19 protein-coding genes and 1 pseudogene are annotated in these 20,312 nt (G+C 61.6%); 7 read left to right on the forward strand and 13 right to left on the reverse strand.

The window, feature by feature from the left end; all coding sequences use genetic code 11:
- Window positions 1-153 (reverse strand): annotated as a pseudogene (locus J4E53_RS22770) (carbon starvation protein CstA); the annotation flags it as partial.
- A gap of 158 nt (window positions 154-311) precedes the next feature.
- Between J4E53_RS22770 and J4E53_RS22775 the strand changes: the two are divergent.
- Window positions 312-668: a PilZ domain-containing protein gene (locus J4E53_RS22775; protein ID WP_060740536.1), complete on the forward strand. Its 357-nt coding sequence runs from the start codon at window positions 312-314 to the stop codon at window positions 666-668.
- Between the two features lie 138 nt (window positions 669-806).
- On the opposite strand, the gene radA is transcribed toward J4E53_RS22775, so the two are convergent.
- The 3 genes from radA to katB form a co-directional block, all read right to left on the reverse strand.
- Window positions 807-2,174, reverse strand: coding sequence for a DNA repair protein RadA (radA, locus tag J4E53_RS22780; protein WP_060740535.1), 1,368 nt, complete (start codon window positions 2,172-2,174; stop codon window positions 807-809).
- 42 nt (window positions 2,175-2,216) lie between these two features.
- On the reverse strand, window positions 2,217-2,765 hold the full coding sequence (locus J4E53_RS22785) for an ankyrin repeat domain-containing protein (protein ID WP_060743128.1): 549 nt from the start codon (window positions 2,763-2,765) through the stop codon (window positions 2,217-2,219).
- Window positions 2,766-2,915: 150 nt separating this feature from the next.
- On the reverse strand, window positions 2,916-4,457 hold the full coding sequence (katB, locus tag J4E53_RS22790; protein ID WP_103310196.1) for a catalase KatB: 1,542 nt from the start codon (window positions 4,455-4,457) through the stop codon (window positions 2,916-2,918).
- Between the two features lie 283 nt (window positions 4,458-4,740).
- On the opposite strand from katB, the gene mscL reads away from it, so the two are divergent.
- Complete coding sequence (mscL, locus tag J4E53_RS22795; RefSeq protein WP_003205779.1) at window positions 4,741-5,154, forward strand: large-conductance mechanosensitive channel protein MscL; 414 nt, start codon at window positions 4,741-4,743, stop codon at window positions 5,152-5,154.
- Between the two features lie 2 nt (window positions 5,155-5,156).
- Here the strand turns inward: mscL and J4E53_RS22800 are convergent, their stop codons facing one another.
- The gene (locus tag J4E53_RS22800) at window positions 5,157-5,933 is read right to left on the reverse strand and encodes a ferredoxin--NADP reductase (RefSeq protein WP_060740533.1); all 777 of its coding nucleotides are present in this window, start codon (window positions 5,931-5,933) and stop codon (window positions 5,157-5,159) included.
- A gap of 292 nt (window positions 5,934-6,225) precedes the next feature.
- Here J4E53_RS22800 and J4E53_RS22805 point away from each other — a divergent pair, with 292 nt between their 5' ends.
- A complete protein-coding gene (locus J4E53_RS22805; RefSeq protein ID WP_103310198.1) occupies window positions 6,226-6,939 on the forward strand; it encodes an autoinducer binding domain-containing protein in 714 nt (237 codons plus the stop codon).
- Window positions 6,940-7,120: 181 nt separating this feature from the next.
- A complete protein-coding gene (locus tag J4E53_RS22810; protein ID WP_103310200.1) occupies window positions 7,121-8,260 on the forward strand; it encodes a methyltransferase in 1,140 nt (379 codons plus the stop codon).
- 41 nt (window positions 8,261-8,301) lie between these two features.
- Here J4E53_RS22810 and J4E53_RS22815 read toward each other — a convergent pair whose 3' ends face one another.
- Genes J4E53_RS22815 through J4E53_RS22825 form a run of 3 tightly spaced genes read right to left on the reverse strand, consistent with a single transcriptional unit; the run spans window position 8,302 to window position 10,925 of the window.
- Entirely contained in the window at window positions 8,302-8,466 is a 165-nt protein-coding gene (locus J4E53_RS22815) for a DUF2474 domain-containing protein (protein ID WP_003205785.1), read from the reverse strand.
- An 11-nt stretch (window positions 8,467-8,477) separates the two neighbouring features.
- Window positions 8,478-9,485 carry a cytochrome d ubiquinol oxidase subunit II gene (gene cydB / locus J4E53_RS22820; RefSeq protein ID WP_103310202.1) on the reverse strand — a complete coding sequence of 336 codons (1,008 nt, stop codon included), beginning with the start codon at window positions 9,483-9,485 and terminating at the stop codon, window positions 8,478-8,480.
- A gap of 3 nt (window positions 9,486-9,488) precedes the next feature.
- Window positions 9,489-10,925 carry a cytochrome ubiquinol oxidase subunit I gene (locus J4E53_RS22825; protein WP_103310203.1) on the reverse strand — a complete coding sequence of 479 codons (1,437 nt, stop codon included), beginning with the start codon at window positions 10,923-10,925 and terminating at the stop codon, window positions 9,489-9,491.
- 540 nt (window positions 10,926-11,465) lie between these two features.
- Here J4E53_RS22825 and J4E53_RS22830 point away from each other — a divergent pair.
- Window positions 11,466-12,704 carry an MFS transporter gene (locus J4E53_RS22830; protein WP_060740530.1) on the forward strand — a complete coding sequence of 413 codons (1,239 nt, stop codon included), beginning with the start codon at window positions 11,466-11,468 and terminating at the stop codon, window positions 12,702-12,704.
- On the opposite strand, the gene J4E53_RS22835 is transcribed toward J4E53_RS22830, so the two are convergent.
- From J4E53_RS22835 to J4E53_RS22855, 5 genes are all read right to left on the reverse strand, one after another.
- Window positions 12,701-14,902 carry a xanthine dehydrogenase family protein molybdopterin-binding subunit gene (locus J4E53_RS22835; RefSeq protein ID WP_103310205.1) on the reverse strand — a complete coding sequence of 734 codons (2,202 nt, stop codon included), beginning with the start codon at window positions 14,900-14,902 and terminating at the stop codon, window positions 12,701-12,703. The genes J4E53_RS22830 and J4E53_RS22835 overlap by 4 nt on opposite strands.
- Complete coding sequence (locus J4E53_RS22840) at window positions 14,902-15,903, reverse strand: xanthine dehydrogenase family protein subunit M (protein ID WP_103310206.1); 1,002 nt, start codon at window positions 15,901-15,903, stop codon at window positions 14,902-14,904. Before J4E53_RS22840 ends, J4E53_RS22835 begins: the two co-directional genes overlap by 1 nt.
- Window positions 15,900-16,421, reverse strand: coding sequence for a (2Fe-2S)-binding protein (locus J4E53_RS22845; protein WP_060740527.1), 522 nt, complete (start codon window positions 16,419-16,421; stop codon window positions 15,900-15,902). The genes J4E53_RS22840 and J4E53_RS22845 overlap by 4 nt, the downstream gene beginning before the upstream one ends.
- A 178-nt stretch (window positions 16,422-16,599) precedes the next feature.
- On the reverse strand, window positions 16,600-17,166 hold the full coding sequence (locus J4E53_RS22850) for a DJ-1 family glyoxalase III (RefSeq protein ID WP_103310208.1): 567 nt from the start codon (window positions 17,164-17,166) through the stop codon (window positions 16,600-16,602).
- A 149-nt stretch (window positions 17,167-17,315) separates the two neighbouring features.
- Window positions 17,316-17,768 (reverse strand): DUF4879 domain-containing protein, encoded by a 453-nt coding sequence (locus J4E53_RS22855; protein WP_092205475.1) that lies wholly within the window; start codon window positions 17,766-17,768, stop codon window positions 17,316-17,318.
- A 204-nt stretch (window positions 17,769-17,972) separates the two neighbouring features.
- Between J4E53_RS22855 and J4E53_RS22860 the strand changes: the two genes are divergently transcribed.
- Window positions 17,973-19,268 carry an NCS2 family permease gene (locus tag J4E53_RS22860; RefSeq protein ID WP_060740524.1) on the forward strand — a complete coding sequence of 432 codons (1,296 nt, stop codon included), beginning with the start codon at window positions 17,973-17,975 and terminating at the stop codon, window positions 19,266-19,268.
- The coding region (trmA, locus tag J4E53_RS22865; RefSeq protein ID WP_207268192.1) for a tRNA (uridine(54)-C5)-methyltransferase TrmA at window positions 19,265-20,312 on the forward strand (1,048 nt) is incomplete at its 3' end. The genes J4E53_RS22860 and trmA, both read left to right, overlap by 4 nt.

Here is a 20,312-nt window from a genome sequence, read left to right on the forward strand (position 1 = left end):
GGCGACCAGGTAGATGGCCACGGCGGCGACGACGATCCACAAGGCGTTGATCGCCTCGCCTCGCCGCAATGCCACGACGCCCAGGGCGCACGCTCCTACGACGGCCAGCAGTAGCCAGGGCAGATGGCGCAGCAGGCTATTATTGTTTTTCATTTTTATATTCCAGCCAGGGTGGACAAGAAAGATAGCCATTGGAGTTTAGCGCTAACCCGGGCAAAGGCCATACTCGACATTCGTCTGTCTGTTGCCGAACGGTGACGATGCCCCGTCAGTTGGGTCTATAGTCAATGAATCTTCAGAGGGAATGCGTCATGAGCGAGCGTCGCCGCTTCGTACGAGTTGATTTCCATGCCAGGACCGAGCTGAGCCAAGGCCCCTATATCTGGTCGGTGGAACTGCTGGACCTGTCCCTCAAGGGGCTGCTGATCAAGAAACCCGAGCCCTGGCTTGGCGATCCCGAACATTCCTTCATGGCCGATATCCATTTGAGTCCCGATGCCGAGATCAAAATGGAAATTCGCCTGGCCCATGATGACCATGGTCACCTGGGCTTCGTCTGCAAGCATATCGACCTGGCATCCATCGCCCACCTGCGCCGATTGATAGAGCTGAACCTGGGCGACCATGACGAGCTGGAGCGGGAATTGGCGGCATTGATCCAGACTTGAACTGCCATTCCCTTGGTGAGGGACTCATGTGGGAGCAAGGCTTGCCCGCGATGGCTGCAATGCGGCCCTTCAAAATCGAGTCGCCTGCATCGCGAGCAAGCTTTGCTCCCACATACATTCCTTGCGCAATTGCCAGTGTTATTCGAACAGCGCATCCAACGCCTGTTCCAGACGGGTCACTGCGATAATCTGCAACCCCGGCGGCGCTTCCTTCGGCGCGTTGCCCTTGGGCACGATGGCGCGTTTGAAACCGTGCTTGGCCGCTTCCTTGAGCCGCTCCTGCCCGCTGGGCACCGGTCGCACTTCCCCCGACAACCCCACTTCGCCAAACACCAGCAAATCATGGGGCAGCGGCCGGTTGCGCAGGCTGGACATGACCGCCGCCATCAACGCCAGGTCGGACGCGGTCTCCAGTACCTTGACCCCGCCCACGACGTTAAGGAACACGTCCTGGTCGTGAGTCGGAATCCCGCCGTGTCGGTGCAACACCGCCAGCAGCATGGCCAGCCGATTCTGATCCAGGCCCAGGGTGACCCGCCGTGGGTTCGCCAAGTGGCTGTCATCCACCAGCGCCTGCACTTCCACCAACATCGGCCGGGTCCCTTCCCACGTCGCCATGACCACACTGCCCGGGACTTCTTCCTGGGCACGCGTCAGAAAGATCGCCGAAGGGTTCGAGACTTCTTTCAGGCCCCTGTCGGTCATGCCGAACACGCCCAATTCATTGACGGCACCAAAACGGTTCTTCACCGCCCGGAGCAAACGCAGGCGGCCATCGGATTCGCCTTCGAAGTACAACACGGTATCGACCATGTGCTCCAACACCCGCGGTCCCGCCAACGCACCCTCCTTGGTGACGTGGCCCACCAGGAAAATCGCCGTGCCGCTCTGCTTGGCGTAGCGCACCAGCAACGCCGCGCTTTCACGCACCTGGGACACGCCGCCCGGGGCCGATTGCAGCTGTTCGGTGAAAATGGTCTGGATCGAGTCGATCACCATCACCTTGGGCTTTTCCACGCGCGCCGTGGCGATGATGGTTTCGATGCAGGTCTCGGTCATGACCCGCAACTGGTCCTGGGGCAAGCCCAGGCGCCGGGCGCGCATGGCGACCTGTTGCTGGGACTCTTCGCCAGTGACGTACAGCGCCGGCATGCGGGTGGCGAGGTTGCACAAGGTTTGCAGCAGGATGGTGGATTTGCCGATGCCCGGGTCTCCACCGATCAGCACCACCGAACCGTCCACCAGGCCGCCGCCCAGCACCCGGTCCAGTTCACCGGAGGCGGTGGAAAATCGCGGGATTTCTTCAACGCTGACTTCGGCCAGGGTCTTGATCTGCGCCTGCTGACCGGCCCAGCCGGTGCGTCCGGTGGGGGCCGCCGCGCCGCCGCTTTCCACCATGGTTTCGGTCAGGGTGTTCCAGGCCCCGCATTCGCTGCATTGGCCGGCCCATTTGGGAAAGGTCGAACCGCACTCGGTGCAGCCGTACATGCGCTTTGCCTTGGCCATCTGAACTCCGGGGTAAAACCGCGATGATAGCCCAGCCAAGGTTCACTGAGGGGCCGGCATTCTGATTTCACCCTTCGCCAGATCCGCCGCGGTATTGCCCAACGGATCCCGGGCCTCCAGGTCGGCGCCCTTGGCCTTCAAGGCATCGAGCAACTCGCCACGCTTGAACAGACCCGCATACATCGCGGCAGTCTGTCCGGCACCGTTGCGTTGGTCCGGACTGCAATCGGTGGACAGCAAGCGACGGGCAATCTGCACTTCGCCCTTGAAAATGGCGCCCATCAGCGCCGTATTGCCGCGTTTGTCCTGGGCACAGGCATCGGCCCCCGCGGCCAGCAACCGCTCCACCGCCGGAGCGTGGCCGTGATAAGCCGCCAGAATCAGCGCGGTGTAGCCCTTCTCATCCCGGGTATCCAACGAGTAACCGGCCTCGATAAACGTATCGAGCATCGGCACATCGCCCCGGCGAGCGGCGTCGAAATAATAGTTTTGCAGCTGTTCCTGGACCGCAGCCGGTTCGGTGGGTATTGGCTGATCGGCCAGTACGCTCAGTGACCAGGTCGCAAGCATCGACAAAAAGAATTTACCCATCATGACGTCTCCCCATGACTCAAGACTGTGGAGCAGGGTTGTGGGAGCAAGGCTTGCCCGCGATGCGGACGACTCGGTCTGGCTTCCGACCCCGGCGTCCGCCTCGCGAGCAAGCTTTGCTCCCACAGGTTATGCACCTGCCGGCGGTGATCAGTCAGTCAGTTTTTCCGCCAGAGCCTTGACCCGAGCCAAGTCACCTTTGGCGACACGGGCCACCCCAGTGCCGTATTCAGGATCGGCCTTGTAGAGGAACGACAGGATGATGTGCTTGCTCTCGTCATCGGTGGTCGCCAAAGAGCCGCCAAAGCTTTCGATCAGGTCATCACGTTCTTTCTTGCTGAACGAACGATACAAATCGCCGGCCTGCTTGAAGTTCTGCTCGCGCTGGATTTTCGCCTGCTGGGTGCTGCCACTCAGCGCGGCCTGGCTGTAGCGTGCCGCCTGCGGTTCTTCACGAGGCGTCAGGCGGCTCGGCTGGTAATTCACGCCGGTGCTGGTGCTGCCTGGGTTCATCGCACCGTCCTGGTTACCGTTGTTCACCGCCACCTTGGGGGCGTTGATCGGCAATTGCAGGGCATTGGCGCCTAGACGGTACATCTGCGTATCGGCATAGGAAAACACCCGGCCCTGAAGCAAACGGTCCTCGGAAGGCTCGATGCCTGGCACCAGATTCGCTGGCGCCATCGCCACCTGCTCGGTTTCCTGGAAGACGTTCGCCGGGTTACGGTTCAAGACCATTTGCCCGACCTTGCGTTCAGGCACGCCCGGCCAGATCTTGGTCGCATCCAGTGGGTCGAAGTCGAACTTGGCAAGGTCTTGTGGATTGAGCACCTGGACGTACAAGTCCCACTTCGGGAAGTCGCCCTTATTAATATGGTTCACCAGATCATTGGTCATATGGCTGTAATCTTGACCCTGAACTTTCACAACTTCTTTCGGATCGAGGTTTTTCAAGCCCTGCAAACTTTTCCAATGAAACTTCACGTAGTGAATTTCACCCTTGGCGTTAATCAGCTTGTAGGCATGTACACCGTTGCCGTCCATTTCGCGGTAACTGGCCGGTGTGCCGGAGTTGGAATACAACTCGGTCAGGGTACGGGTCGATTCTGGAACATGGGAGAAGAAATCGAAACGCCGTGAATCATCGTCCAGGTTGGTCCGCGGGTCGGGTTTGAACGCGTGGACCATGTCCGGAAACTTGATGGCATCGCGAATGAAGAAAGTCGGGAAGTTGTTGCCCACCAAGTCCCAGTTACCGTCGGCGGTGTAGAACTTCGTGGCGAAGCCACGGGGGTCGCGCAGGGTTTCCGGCGAATGATTACCGTGCACCACGGCCGAAAAACGCACGAACACCGGGGTGACCTGGCCTGCGGCGAAGACCTTGGCCTTGGTCAGGTCGCTGAGATCGTCGGACACCGTGAATGTGCCGTGGGCACCGGTACCACGGGCATGCACCACACGCTCGGGGATGCGTTCACGATCGAAGCGCTGGAGCTTCTGGATCAACTGCACGTCTTGCAGCAGGGTCGGACCGTTGGGACCTGCCGTCTGCGAATTCTGGTTATCGCCGACCGCCGCACCGTTGTCCCGGGTCAGGGTGGCCGCGTTGACAGACAAGGATAGAAGGCTCGCGGTCAGCACAAAAAGAGCGCGGCGATGGGAGTAAGCCCCGTGGCCGAGGGAAGTGTTCATAGGCATGTTCCTCTGATGTTATAGAGCGCATCCATGTGCGCCATCCAGAGGCTAGTGCCGGGAAAAGAAAAACCTAAATAGAAATGCCGTACCGCACCGATAGAAAAAACGTTATAGGGCCCCCGGGCCGAAACCGCGTATCACGCGCGATTGATGGCACTTTGTAAACTTTTCATCCAAGCCCCGGTCGATAACTGAAGCTTTGTAAGCAGGCGTTTCGAGCAAGACTCGTTGGGCTGATTTACACTGCCACTCATCTTTCATCTGTTACAAGGAATAACTCATGGGCGTGCTAAGCGAGTTCAAGGCCTTCGCGGTCAAAGGCAATGTCGTCGACATGGCCGTCGGGATCATCATCGGCGCCGCTTTCGGCAAAATCGTTTCGTCATTCGTGGGCGACGTGGTCATGCCGCCAATCGGCCTGCTGATCGGTGGCGTGGATTTCAGTGACCTGGCCATCACCCTCAAGGCCGCCCAGGGTGATGCGCCTGCCGTGGTACTGGCCTACGGTAAATTCATCCAGAGCACCATCGACTTCATCATCGTGGCGTTCGCCATTTTCATGGGCGTCAAGGCCATCAACCGCCTCAAGCGTGAAGAAGCCGTAGCCCCCAGCGCCCCTCCGGTTCCGACCAAGGAAGAGCTGCTGCTGAGTGAGATTCGCGACCTGCTCAAGGCTCAGAACGAGCGGCCCTGAGCCTACCAGTAGTTTTCCACCGCCACCTGGCCCGGACGACGGGTCAGGCTCAGTTGCAGGCCCCTGGCCTTGAGCAGCTTGCGTGTGTCGTCGATCATTTGCGGGTTGCCGCACAGCATCACCCGCGAATGCTCCGGCGTCAGCGCTACGCCGGCCGCGAGCTCTAACTCGCCATTGTCGATCAACGTGGTAATGCGCCCACTGAGCGCCCCCGGGTGCTGCTCACGGGTGACGGTCGCAATGAAACGAAACTTGTGAGCGTACTCGGCCAGGTAGTCGCGCTGGGGCAACTCCTTGATCAGGTCCTGATACGCCAATTCCCGCGCCTCGCGCACGCTGTACACCAGGATGATCCGCTCGAATTTTTCCCAGGCCTCGAAATCCTGGAGGATCGAAAGAAACGGCGCCACGCCCGTCCCCGTGGACAGCAACCACAAATCCCGGCCATCGACGAAGCGGTCCAGCGTCAGGTAGCCAAAGGCCTGGCGATCCACCAACAGTTCGTCACCCGGCTGCAAGCGGCTGAGTTCGCTGGTGAACTCGCCCTCGGGCACCACGATGGAAAAGAACTCGAGGAACTCGTCGAAGGGCGACGACACCATGGAGTACGCCCGCCAGACGGTGGTGCCGTCCGCCTTGGCGACGCCCAGCCGGGCGAACTGACCCGCCCGGAAGCGAAAGCCGCGATCCCGGGTCGTGCGTAACGTAAACAAATGAGACGTCACTGGCTGGACATCGAGCAAGGTTTGGCGGGTGAACTTCTCTGCACTGTCGGTCATGAGCCACTCCTAGGGGACAAGACCTGCAGTGTCCCGCAAAGTGAGCGTCTTCACCACCGACGGCAGGTAATGGCACTTTAGTCATAGTCGCTGCCTTCGCCCTCTAAATCCTTCACCAAACTTGTACAAAGTTACAACAATGTAAAACCAAACAAATAAAAGTTTATTCACTTAAACACTTATAAACGTAAGGAAATTAAAAAAATCCCACTACAAATTAGGAATAGTCCTACACTAAAAATTCGCATCATGGATTGGATCCGCATGGACGAATCAAACCCAGGAGAGAGCGATGGACAGGTGGAAGGACTTGTTACTGAGGAAGTTATCCTGTGAAAAAGACCTGCAGGCGGCCTATCGTCTGGTGTTGAATTTCTTTAACAATCAGGGATTTGAATATTGCGCATTTGCAGCCTATCTCGGAAGCCCCGACAAACACACCAGCAAGGTGAACCTGAATAACTACCCTTATGGATGGGACCGGCTTTATGAACAAAACGGTTATGCGTCGAGCGATCCATTAGTAGCACATTGCAATCAATCACCGCTCCCGATCTTGTGGGATGAGACTGTTTTCGCTCAGGCCCCCAAGTTATGGCGAGAACTTAATCGACAGGGACTCAAGTACGGCTGGACCCAGGCCGTTCATGACGACCAAGGGCCACAGTGCAGCCTGTTCAGTCTTGCACGAACCCATTGTCCCATTGATATCGAGGAACACTATGGCAATCTCGGCTACGCCATCTTCGCCAGTCAAAAGCTGCATGCGCTCGCCAGTAAAAAACTGTCTGACGCCATCGTAGTCAAGCAGAACTATCACTTGTCGCCGAGAGAAATCGAAGTACTGAGGTGGTCAGCCGAAGGCAAGACGGCTTCGGAAGTGGGCAGGATTCTCTGCCTTTCCGAACGAACCGTGAATTTCCATGTGTGCAGTTGCATGCGAAAACTGAACGTCAGCAATAAAATTTCAGCGGTGGCCAAGGCTGCCCAGATCCATGTGATCTGACCCGTGGCGCGGCACTGCCGAGCTGAAAAACCCGCGAGTAATGTGCAACAAAAAAACGTACCATTTACGGTCCCTCTTGAATGATGCCGCTTTTAAGCGCGACGCAGTTCATTCAGGCGGTCCCGCACAGACACCTACCTCCAGGCAGCGGGACATTCGTTGATTTCCAGAGTCCCCAGCCATGCCCCTGCTCGACAGTCCTTTCGCCCAACTCGATCTGATCCGCCAACCCGAACAGCAGAACGAACCGCTGCAAGCCTTCGATGCGGCCGATGAATACCTGCTCGCGTATCTGGCCGAACAACAACCGGCCGCGCAGACTCGGGTCCTGGTGCTCAATGACGGCTTCGGCGCCCTGGCCGCCAGCCTGGCCGGCAACGTCCTGGTGACCAGCAGCGGTGATTCTTTCCTGGCATTGCAGGCACTGGAGAAAAACCTGGTGCGCAATGGCCGGCCCTTCGATGCCGTACCAACGTTGCCCGCCAGCGAAGCGTTGACCGGCCCGTTCGATCGCGTCCTGATCAAAATACCGAAAACCCTGGCCCTTCTGGAGGAACAACTGATTCGCCTGCAAGGCCAACTGGCGCCGGGCGCCCAGGTGATTGCCGGGGCCATGATCAAGCACCTGCCCCGGGCCGCCGGCGATTTGCTGGAGCGTTACATCGGCCCGGTGCAGGCTTCCCTGGCAGTGAAAAAAGCGCGGCTGTTGATCGCCACACCGCCCAGCGCCTCTTCACCCAACAGTACGCCGGTCGTGTCGCCCTACCCCACGCGCTACTGGCTGGACGAGCCGAAGATCGAACTGCTCAACCATGCCAACGTGTTCTGCCGCGAAGGCCTGGACATCGGCACGCGCGCGTTCCTGCCACACCTGCCGAAAAACCTCGGCACGGCCCGGGTCGCCGACCTGGGCTGTGGCAATGGCGTGCTGGCCATCGCCAGTGCCCTGCAAAACCCCGAGGCCCGCTACACCCTGGTGGACGAGTCGTACATGGCCGTGCAATCGGCCGCCGAGAACTGGCGTGCGGCCCTCGGCGAACGCGAAGTGACCATCAGGGCCGGCGATGGCCTGGCCGGGCAAGAAGCGCAGTCACTGGATGTGGTGTTGTGCAACCCGCCCTTCCACCAGCAGCAAGTGGTGGGCGACTTCCTCGCCTGGCGGATGTTTCAGCAGGCTCGCGAAGCGTTGGTGGTGGGCGGTGCGCTGTACATTGTCGGCAACCGGCACCTGGGCTACCACAGCAAACTGGCGCGGTTGTTCCGAGGCGTCGAGCAAGTGGCCGCCACACCGAAATTCGTGATTCTCAAAGCCCGCAAATAGACCGTCCGCTGCGGGAGCGAAGCTCGCTCCCGGCAGGAAAATCAGTGGGTGGTCAGCCCCGCGGCATTCATGAACATCCGCATCAGGCTGGCGACGATGAACAACGCCAGCACACTGCCAGCCCAGATCAACGCCAGCCAGCCGAGCCGCTGCCAGAGAGGCTTGCGTTCGGCGGCCTCGATGTCTTTCAAGTCAGGTTTGGCCATGCTCGACGCCCTCAATGGTAGCCATCGTCGTGGGTCACCTTGCCGCGGAACACGTAGTAGCTCCAGAAGGTGTACACCAGGATCAACGGAATGATGAACAGCGTGCCCACCAGCATGAAGCCTTGGCTCTGGGGCGGTGACGAGGCGTCCCAGATCGAGATGGACGGCGGCACGATATTCGGCCACAGGCTGATGCCCAAGCCGCTGTAGCCGAGGAAGATCAGCACCAGGGTCAGGATGAAGGGCGTGTAGTTGGCATTGCGGGCCACCGCGCGGAACAAACCGTACATGGTCACCAGCACCAGGATCGGCACCGGCAGGAACCAGAACAGGTTCGGCAATGTGAACCAGCGGGCCGCGATGTCCGCGTGGGCCAGCGGCGTCCAGATGCTGACGATACCGATCACGGCCAGCACCACGAACGCCAAAGGCCGGGCCAGGTCATGCATCTGCTCTTGCAGCTTGCCTTCGGTCTTCATGATCAGCCAGGTGCAGCCGAGCAACGCGTAGGCCGCGATCAACGCCAGGCCACAGAACACCGTGAATGGCGTGAACCAGTCCAGGGAACCGCCGGCGAACTGGCGATTGACCACTTCAAAACCGTCGATGAACGCCCCCAGTGCCACGCCCTGGAAGAAGGTGGCCGTCAGCGAACCGCCAATGAATGCCTTGTCCCAGAGGTGACGCTTCTCAGCCTTGGCCTTGAAGCGGAACTCGAAGGCCACGCCGCGAAAGATCAGGCCGATGAGCATCAGGATCAACGGCAGGTACAGCGCCGAAAGCACCACCGAGTAGGCCAGCGGAAACGCCCCGAACAGCCCGGCACCGCCCAGCACCAGCCAGGTTTCGTTACCGTCCCAGACCGGTGCCACGGTGTTCATCATGACGTCACGGTCGAGCTCGCCCTTGACGAAGGGGAAGAGGATGCCAATCCCCAGGTCGAAACCGTCCATGATCACGTACATCATGATGCCGAAGATGATGACCACGGCCCAGATCAGCGGAAGATCAATACCCATGACTCAATTCCCCTTGTTCGAGCGGTCGTTGTGGTCCACATCGTCGCCGTCGTCGGCGGCCGACAATGGCCGGGCCGGCGTGCGTTTCTGGCCCGGGCCACCATCGCTCGGCTCGGCTTCGTGGGCCTCCGGCCCCTTGCGCACCAGGCGCATCATGTAGCTCAAACCTGCACCGAACAGCGCGAAATACACCACGACGAACAACACCAGGGTGATGCTCATCTGCGCGAAGCTGTGGCCGGACGAAGCATCGGCCGTGCGCATCAAGCCATAGACCACCCAGGGCTGGCGGCCGATCTCTGTGGTAAACCAGCCGGCCAGGATCGCAACCAGGCCGGACGGGCCCATCCACAGCACCATGTAGAGGAACGGTCGGGATTGATAGATCCGATCCTTGCGCCGCAGCCACAGGCTGCACAACCCAGTGAAAATCATCAGCAAGCCGAGGCCGACCATGATCCGGAACGACCAGAACACAATGGTCGAGTTCGGTCGGTCCTCAGGCGGGAACTCCTTGAGGGCCGGCACCTGCTTGTCCAGGCTGTGGGTCAGGATCAGGCTGCCCAGGTAAGGGATTTCCACGGCGTACTTGGTTTTTTCCGCTTGCATGTCGGGCCAGCCGAACAGGATCAGCGGGGTCGGTTCATTGCCGACGTTTTCCCAGTGGCCCTCGATAGCGGCGATTTTCGCCGGTTGGTGCTTGAGGGTGTTCAGGCCATGGAAGTCGCCGATGACCGCTTGTATCGGCGCCACCAGCAAGGCCATCCACATCGCCATCGACAGCATCCGGCGGATGGCCGGGTTATCGCGGCCGCGCAGCAAATGCCAGGCCGCCGACGAGCCGACGAAGAACGCCGTGGCGACAAACGCCGCGGTGGACATGTGCAGCAATCGATAAGGAAACGAGGGGTTGAACACCACCGCCAGCCAGTCCACCGGGATCACCCGGCCGTCGATGATTTCGTAGCCCTGGGGGGTCTGCATCCAGCTGTTGGAGGACAGGATCCAGAAGGTCGAGATCAGGGTGCCGATCGCCACCATGACCGTGGAGAAGAAATGCAGGCCACGGCCGACGCGATTCCAGCCAAACAACATCACCCCCAGGAAACCCGCTTCGAGGAAGAACGCCGTGAGCACCTCGTAGGTCAGCAAGGGGCCGGTCACCGCACCGGCGAAGTCCGAAAAGCGGCTCCAGTTGGTCCCGAACTGATAGGCCATGACCAACCCGGACACCACCCCCATGCCGAAGTTGACGGCAAAGATTTTCGACCAGAAGTGGTACAGGTCGCGGTAGGTGTCATCGCGGGTCTTGAGCCACAGCCCCTCGAGCACCGCCAGGTAACTCGCCAGGCCGATGGTGATGGCCGGGAACAGGATGTGGAACGAGATCGTGAACGCGAACTGGATTCGGGCGAGATCAAGCGCCTCCAAACCGAACATAAGTCTTCCTCTGTCAGGTAAAACCGGCTGCGGGCGGGGCTGGCACCAGCCTCCAAGGGATATGGAGTGCGATGCTTTTCAAATCGTTCTTTTTATAACCGTCACAACGCAGGACTCTGGCCGGATGGCCGCCAGCCCAACGCCCCGAAGGGTATTGATCTGGATCAAGCAATGCTCAAAGAGTAGTCGCAATATTGCCGATGGACGGCGTGGTCTTTTGTCGCGTGACAGGTTGTCTCAGTAGGTTCAGCAAATAGAAAAGCCCAGCAGAAGGTAAGGGTTGCGGGGTAATGACAGTGGGAGCAAGGCGTGCCCTGATACTGGGCAGTTAAACTGTAAACCTGTGGGAGCAAAGCTTGCTCGCGATTGGGGCAGCTCGGTCGACAACCCTGCTGGCTGGTCTACCGCTATCGCGAGCAAGCTTTGCTCCCACAGTTGGCGCCCAAAAAGATGCTTGGCTAACTATTTTTTCCAGCGGGCGTAATTTCTGGTTACAGCTCGGTGATAATCTCGATGCCTTCCTCATCGGACCTGTCATAGATGCCCAGCCAAGCGCCGCTGCTGCTCCGTCACCATCGTCCCTTCATCGCCTTCTGGCTGGCCCGGATATTCACCGCCAGCGGCTTCCAGATGCTCACCGTGGCCATCGGCTGGAACCTCTATCAACTGACCGGCAACGTGCTGGACCTGGGCCTGGTGGGGTTGGTGGAGTTTGCCCCGCGCGTGCTGTTCATGCTCCACACCGGGCATGTGGCGGACCGCTATGACCGGCGCAAGGTCGCCGCCATTTGCCAGTCATTGCAGGCCATGATTGCCCTGGCGCTGGCGATTGGCAGCGCCACCGACAACGTCACGCGGGAGATGATCTTCATCCTCGCCTTCCTGCTGGGCGCCGCTCGCTCCTTCGAAATGCCGACCACCCAGGCGTTGCTGCCGAGCATCGTGCCGGCGGGCCTGTTTCCCCGCGCCGTGGCCGCCGCGCAATCGGCCCAGCAATCGGCCACCATCGTCGCACCGGCACTCGGCGGCTTGCTCTACGCCTTCGGCAGCGTCTGGGTCTATGGGCCGACGGTGCTGCTCTACATCATCGCCTGCTGCCTGATGCTGAACCTGCCCGCCCGGCAGACGCCGCTGAACAAAGGCAAGGCGACCTTGGATTCTTTGCTGGCCGGGATTCGCTTCATTCGCAGCCGCCCGGACATTCTCGGGGCGATCTCCCTGGACCTGTTCGCGGTGTTGCTCGGCGGCGCGACGGCGCTGCTGCCGGTGTTTGCCAAGGACATCCTGCTCACCGGCCCCTGGGGCTTGGGCCTGTTGCGTTCGGCACCGGCGGTCGGCGCCTTGCTGATGTCGTTGTGGCTGGCGCGGTTTGCCGTGGAGCGCAAGGTCGGCCGGGTGATGTTCACCGCGGTGGGCGTGTTCGGCGTCGCCACCATTGCCTTCGGCCTCTCCACCTCGTTCTGGTTTTCCCTGGCGGTGCTGGTGGTGCTGGGCGCGGCAGACATGATCAGCATGGTGATCCGTGCCTCGTTCGTGCAACTGGAAACCCCGGATGAAATGCGCGGCCGGGTCAGCGCGGTGAACGGGCTGTTCATCGGCGCTTCGAACCAGCTGGGCGAGTTCGAATCCGGCCTCACCGCCCACTGGTTCGGCACGGTGCCGGCGGTGGTCATGGGCGGTGTCGGCACGCTGTTGGTGACCGGGACCTGGATCAAGCTGTTCCCAACCTTGGCCAACCGCGATCGGATGCACGAACCCGTGGATGCAGCAAAAGCCTAGAGCAACTTGTCGAGGGTGATGGGAAAGTCCCGCACCCGCTTGCCGGTGGCATGGTAAATCGCATTGGCCACCGCCGCGGCCACCCCGACGATACCGATTTCACCCACGCCCTTGGACCCGAGCGCATTGACGATTTCGTCATGTTCCTCGACGAAAATCACCTCAATGTCGCCGATGTCGGCGTTAACCGGCAGGTGATACTCGGCCAGGTTGTGGTTCATGTGACGCCCCAGGGTGTGATCGGTCAGGGTTTCTTCGTGCAGGGCCATGCCGACGCCCCACACCACGCCACCGAGAATCTGGCTACGGGCGGTTTTCGGGTTGACGACCCGGCCGGCGGCGATGGCGCTGACCACTCGGTTGACCCTCACCGTTCCCAAGTCCTCATCCACCCACACTTCGACAAACACCGCCGAGTGAGTGGCCGTGGCGTAGGCCTGGCGTTTTGCATCCGGCTCGGCGGTGACCTGGGCCTGCAACGGTGTCTCGCCACTTTTTTGCGCCAGCTCCGCTAATGCGACACTCGCCTCGCCCAGCCGCAGTTGGCCATCCACGAAGGTGACTTGTTCAAGGGTGGCGCCACTGAAGGCCGGGCAGGCCTGGCGAGCCACGGCCAGGAGTTTTTCCTTCAGCGCTTCACAGGCCTGCTGCACGGCGCTACCCACCGACGAGACGGTGAACGAACCGCCCTGCAGCGGCGCAGTGGGCAGCGACGAATCCCCCAGGACAAACGTGACGTCCTCAAGGGAAACGCCTGACGCCTCGGCGGCGATCTGGGTCATGACCGTGTAGGTCCCGGTGCCGATGTCCGTGGTGGCGCTGCTGACAGTCAGCTTGCCATGCGTATCCAGAGAGGCTTGGGCACTGGCCTTCTGCTGCATGGCTTCCCAAACGCCACCGGCCATGCCCCAGCCGACCAGTTGCCGGCCTTCACGCATGCTGCGTGGTTCCGGGTTGCGCTTGTCCCAGCCGAAACGACGGGCGCCTTGGGCATAACACTCACGCAGTTCCTTGCTGGAATACGGCTTGCCCTCGTTCTCGTTGCGTTCGGCGTAGTTGATCAAGCGCAGCTGGATCGGATCGATCGCCAGGGCACAGGCCAGTTCATCCATGGCGCATTCCAGGCCAATCAGCCCGAGGGCGGCACCGGGCGCGCGCATGTCCAAGGGCGTGTAGACGTCCAGCGGCACCAACTTATAGGTCAACGCCACGTTGTCGCAGTGATAAAGCATGCCGCTCCACTCCACCACGTGTTCGGTGAAGTCCTCGAAGCGCGAGGTCTGGCCGATCGCGGTGTGTGCCACAGCCAGCAAGCGACCGTTGGCCGCCGCCCCCAGTTGCACGCGCTGGAGGGTTCGCGGCCGATAGCCAAAGGTGAACATCTGCTGGCGCGTCAGGCTGACCCGCACCGAGCGTTTGAGGGCCAGTGCCGCCATCACGGCCAACGGCAATTGATACTGCGGGCGCAGCCCGGAACCGAAGGCGCCGCCGACAAACGCGGCAAACACCCGCACCTGTTCTTTCTCGAGACCGAAGACCTTTTGCACATAGGCTTGGCAGTTCTGCGTGCCTTGGGTCTTGTCGTGGATGTGCAGGGTGCCATCAGGCTGATACAACACGGTGGAGGCGTGTGGCTCCATCGGGTTGTGGTGTTCGACCGGCGTGCTGTAGGACACATCCACGCTGAGCGCGGAGCTGGCGTATTCGCCCTGAAAATTCCCACGGGGCTTGGGCAGTTCGGCCGGTGCCGGATGGGCGTCATATTGCAAGGTGATCAGATCGGTCTGATGCGCCTCGGCGTCGTATTCGATTTCCACCAGCGAACCGGCATACCGGGCCAGCTCAAGGTTTTCCGCCACCACCAGGGCCAGCGGCTGGCCGCTGTAGAGCACCTGGTCGTTGTACAACGGCCGGAACGGCGAGCCGTCCGCCGCATCGGCATCCTGGTAGGGCTCGTCGTAGCTGGCAATCCTTGGCCGGTTGGTGTGGTCGATGACCGCGACCACGCCGGGCAGTGCCAGGGCTCGGGACGCATCGATGCGCACTACGCGACCACGGGCGACCGTACCGGAGACGACGCTGCCGTGCAGCAAGCCGTCCTCGGGGTATTCAGCGGCGTAACGGGCCTGGCCCGTCACCTTGAGCAGGCCGTCGACCCGGTCGAGGGGTTGCCCTATGGATTTGCTCGGAGCGTTCATCAGGCGTGTCCTCCCTGGGGTGCGCAACCCAATGCGGCGTCACTCAAGGCACGGACAATCGCCCGGCGCGCCAGTCTGACTTTGAAGCCGTTGTGCTCCAGCGGCTCGGCATTTTGCAGCAGCGCGTCGGCAGCGGCGGTGAAGGTTTCGCGGCTGACGGTCTGCCCGGTCAGCCAGCTCTCCACGGCACGGTCGCGCCAGGGTTTGTGCGCGACGCCCCCCAGGGCCAGGCGCGCCTGGCGAATCACCGGCCCGTCCAGCTCCAGCGCCGCGGCCACTGAAACCAGCGCGAAGGCGTAGGAGGCGCGATCACGGATCTTCAGGTAGTGGCTATGGTCGGCAAAACCGGCTGCAGGCAATTCGATAGCGGTGATCAGCTCATCGTCGGCCAGTTGGTTATCCCGCTCCGGAGCATCGCCGGGCAGGCGATGGAAGTCGGCGAACTCGATGGTCCGCGCCCCGCCCCGGCCCAGGACATGGACCACCGCCTCCAGGGCCGCCAAGGCCACGCACATATCAGAGGGATGGGTGGCCACGCATTGATCGCTGGCACCGAAAATCGCGTGGATCCGGTTCAAACCGTTCCGGGCCGGGCAACCGCTGCCGGGTCGGCGTTTGTTGCACGGTACGCTCGCGTCATAGAAGTAGTAGCAACGGGTGCGTTGCAGCAGGTTGCCGCCGGTGCTGGCCATGTTGCGCAGTTGCGGCGAGGCGCCGGCCAGGATGGCCTGGGCCAGCAGCGGATAACGGCGCTCGATCCACGGGTGCCAGGCCAGGTCGGCATTGCTCACCAAGGCCCCGATCATCACCCCGCCGGAAGGGGTTTCACTGAGGTCCGCCAGGGGCAACCCGGTGATGTCGATCAGGTGCTCGGGACGGGTGATGTTTTCCTTCATCAGGTCCAGCAGGTTGGTGCCGCCGGCGATGAAGCGGGAAACCGGGCTCGACAGATCGACGGCGGCCTGCACGGTGTCGGGCTTGCTGTATTGGAAGGGATTCATTGATCACCTCCCTGCTGGCAAAGTGGCAGAGCCTCTTCGATGGCATCGCGAATGTTGGTGTAGGCGCCGCAGCGGCACAGGTTGCCGCTCATCAACTCGCTGATCTGCCCACGGGTCTTCGCTCGACCCTCATTGGCCAAGCCCACCGCCGAGCAGATCTGCCCCGGCGTGCAATAACCGCACTGGAACGCGTCGTGCTTGATGAAAGCCTGCTGCATGGGATGCAACTGGTCGTCGCTGGCCAGGCCTTCGACAGTGATCAGTTCGGCGCCATCACACATGACGGCCAGCGTAAGACACGCATTGATCCGCTTGCCATCGCGCAGCACCGTGCAGGCACCGCACTGGCCGTGGTCGCAGCCTTTCTTGCTGCCCACCAGATCCAGTTGCTCGCGCAGCAGGTCCAGTAACGTGGTCCAGGCCAGCACTTGCAACTCTCGCACCTGGCCATTGAGGGTCAGACGGATCGGATGACGGACGAAGGACGCCTGCGTCGCTTCGGACAGGGTCGCGCTCATGGAACACCTCACGGTTGGTCGTACTCGCGGCGTTTTGGAGAACCGCCGTCATAAGGGGTACGACTTCAGGGTGGGGGTGAGCGTTCAAGGCAAATGCGCGATGAAAGAATGCCAGCGTCTGCTTCGCAGCCGAGCGGGAGCAAGCTCCCTCGCCACAGGCCGATGTGGATCAAGCGTGTCAGGCCAGCAATTCTGCCGCCACCACGCCCCTCACGCCCTTGCCACAGAGTTGCTCCACCAGCGTCAAGGCAAACGCCAGGGCAGCGGCCGAGCCTTGGGCGGTGATGCAGTTGCCGTCCACCACCACAGGCTGATCGACGAAGCTGCAACCGGACAACTGCTGGCTCACTGCGGGCAGGCAGGTCATGCGGCGCTGGCGCAGGACGCCGGAGGCCTGTAGCGCCAGGGCCGGGGCTTCGGCGATGGCGGCGAAGAAACGTCCGGTGGCGGCCTGGTCCTTGAGCCGTTGTTGCAGCGGCTGATGAGCCGCCAAGTGCTGGGCGCCGATGATGCCGCCTGGCAGGACGACCAGGTCGAAATCCTGCGCGAGCACGTCCACCAGCATGCCATCGGCCGTCAGGCGCGTGCCGCGGGCGCAGGTGAGCATGCGCCGCCCTTCGATGCTCGCCACCACGGTTTCGATCTGCGCTCGACGCAGCACGTCGATCAAGGTGACCGTCTGCAAGTCGTCGACACCCTCGGCGACGGCTATCAGGGCTCGGGGGATCTTGGTTCCAGGCATCATGGGCACTCTCCGCTGGGTGATGCTTGTAGTGTAGGAGCTGCCGAAGGCTGCGATCTTTTGATATGCGCTTGGGATTCAAGCGTCGGGGGGAAAGATCGCAGCCTCGCTGCGCTCGGCAGCTCCTACACAGTGCCTACAGGGGCCAGCGATTATTTGATGTACAGCTGGGTCGACATCCGGTTGCCCGGTGCGTTGATCGACTGGTTGCTGAAGCTGAAGGTGCCCTCTTGTTTGCCTTTCAGGTCGAAGATGTACAAATAGCCGACGACCTTGGTCCGCACGGAGCAGTCATTGAGATTGCCATTGCTGTACGCGCACACTGGCGAGCGGGTGCCGTCGACTTCAAAGCCGTCCAGGGTGACATGGGGTTGACGGCCATAGCCGACCTCCAGCACATAGACCTTGATCGTCGGGCCGTGATCGCAACGCGTCTGCGCCTGCCCCGGGACGATGTCCTCGAAGCCGCAGGCCGGCGACTCGACCTTGAGCACCTTGACCTCACTCAAGGGCGGCGCCGACGCGGCATGGGCGGCCTGGCCGGGCAACCACAGGCCCAGCGCGCAACCCACGACCGCTAGCAGCTTTTTATTCATCTGAAGCATAGAGACCTCCCGGAACCGCGCGCAGTATGGCCCACTTGGCGCGTTGGCAAAACATCGACGACGATCGCAGCCACAACGCTACGCTGCTGGTATGATGCGCGGCTTTTTCCGACCCGCAGAAAATTCCCGGGCGCCGCTGGCGACCTGTGCTTTGCTGTTGAGGTCGATACATTCACGGCGCCGGGCGCGCCACGGGGAGCAGACATGCTGGAAAGGCTGTTTCAACTCAAGGCACACAACACCAACGTGCGGACCGAGATCCTGGCGGGCGTCACGACCTTCCTGGCCATGGCCTACATTCTGTTCGTCAACCCGAGCATCCTTGGCGAAACCGGCATGGACAAAGGCGCGGTGTTCGTCGCCACCTGCCTGGCGGCGGCCATTGGCTCCACGGTCATGGGCCTGATCGCCAACTACCCGATCGCCCTCGCACCGGGCATGGGCCTGAACGCCTTCTTCACCTACACCGTGGTCCTGCACATGGGCCATACCTGGCAAGTGGCGCTGGGCGCGGTGTTCATCTCCGCCGTGCTGTTCTTCCTGCTGTCGATCTTTCGCATCCGCGAGTGGATCATCAACAGCATCCCGCTGCCGCTGCGCTCGGCCATCGCCGCGGGCATCGGCCTGTTCCTGGCGCTGATCGCCTTGAACAATGCCGGCATCGTGGTGAAAAACCCGGCGACCATGGTCGGCCTCGGCGACTTGAAGCAACCGGCACCGATCCTCGCGACCCTCGGTTTCGTCCTGATCGTTGCCCTCGAAGCGCTGAAAGTGCGCGGCGCGGTGCTGATCGGCATCCTGGCGGTCACCCTTGTCTCGATCCTGATGGGTTTCACCCCGTTCAGCGGCGTCATCTCCGCGCCGCCGTCCCTGGCCCCGACCTTCCTGCAACTGGACATCAAGGGCGCCTTGGACATCGGCCTGGTGAGCGTGATCTTCGCCTTCCTGTTCGTCGACCTGTTCGACAACTCCGGCACCCTGATCGGCGTCGCCAAGCGCGCCGGGCTGATGGGCAAGGACGGCCACATGCCGAAGATGGGCCGTGCGCTGATCGCCGACAGCACCGCCGCCATGGCCGGGTCGCTGTTGGGCACCTCCACCACCACCAGTTACATCGAATCGGCAGCGGGCGTCAGCGCCGGCGGGCGCACCGGCCTGACCGCCATCGTGGTGGCGATCCTGTTCCTGCTGGCGCTGTTCTTCTCGCCACTGGCCGCCAGCGTCCCGCCTTTCGCCACTGCGCCGGCCTTGCTGTTCGTCGCCGTGCTGATGACCTCGGGCCTGGCGGAAATCGACTGGGACGACATCACCGTCGCCGCCCCGGTGGTGATCACCGCCCTGGCGATGCCATTCACCTACTCCATCGCCAACGGCATCGCCTTCGGTTTCATCGCCTGGACCGCCATCAAACTGGTGTCTGGCCGTGGCCGCGAGCTGAACCCAGCGCTGGTCATTCTGTCGATCCTGTTCGTGATCAAGTTGGGTTGGTTCAACGCATGACTTTTGATTCCCAGGCCTACGCCGCTCAGTTGCAGGACAAGGTCACCCGCTTGCGTGACCTGTTGGCCCCATTCGATGCACCGGAACCTGCGGTGTTCGATTCGCCCCTGAAAAACTTTCGCCTGCGGGCCGAGTTCCGCCTGTGGCGCGAGGCCGGCGAACGGCATTACGCGATGTTCTCCCAGGACGACAAGCGCACGCCGATCCTCATCGAGGAATTTCCCATCGCCAGCCTGCGCATCAACCAATTGATGCCGCAACTCAAGGCCGCCTGGCAAGCCAGCGCGCCCCTGAGCCATAAACTGTTCCAGGTGGAGTTCCTGACCACCCTGGCGGGCGACGCGATGATCACCCTGTGTTATCACCGCCCGCTGGACGAACACTGGCACGCTGCGGCCTCGAAACTGGCAACCGACCTGGGCGTGAGCATCATTGGCCGCTCCAAGGGCAAGCGGGAAGTGATCGGCCATGACTATGTGGTGGAGCAACTCGAAGTGGGCGGCCGCACTTTCAGCTATCGCCAGCCCGAAGGCGCCTTCACCCAGCCCAACGGCACGGTGAACCAGAAGATGCTCAACTGGGCCTACGAGGCATTGGGCGAGCGCAACGACGATCTGCTGGAGTTGTACTGCGGCAACGGCAACTTCACCCTGCCCCTGGCCACCCGCGTGCGCAAAGTCCTGGCCACCGAGATCAGCAAGACCTCGGTGAACGCCGCGCTGAGCAATCTCAGCGAAAACGCTGTGGATAACGTCACGCTGGTGCGCCTGTCAGCCGAAGAGCTGACCGAAGCCCTGAACGAAGTCCGGCCGTTCCGCCGCCTGCAGGGCATCGACCTGAAAAGCTACGAATTCGGCAGCGTCTTCGTCGACCCGCCTCGCGCCGGCATGGACCCGGATACCTGCGAGCTGACCCGGCGCTTCGACAACATCCTGTACATCTCCTGCAACCCAGACACCCTCGCCGCGAACATCGCGCAACTGAACGACACCCACCGCATCACGCGTTGCGCGTTGTTCGATCAATTTCCCTGGACCCATCACA

The organism is Pseudomonas sp. FW305-28 (genome assembly GCF_017351395.1).
GTDB lineage: Bacteria > Pseudomonadota > Gammaproteobacteria > Pseudomonadales > Pseudomonadaceae > Aquipseudomonas > Aquipseudomonas fluorescens_AA.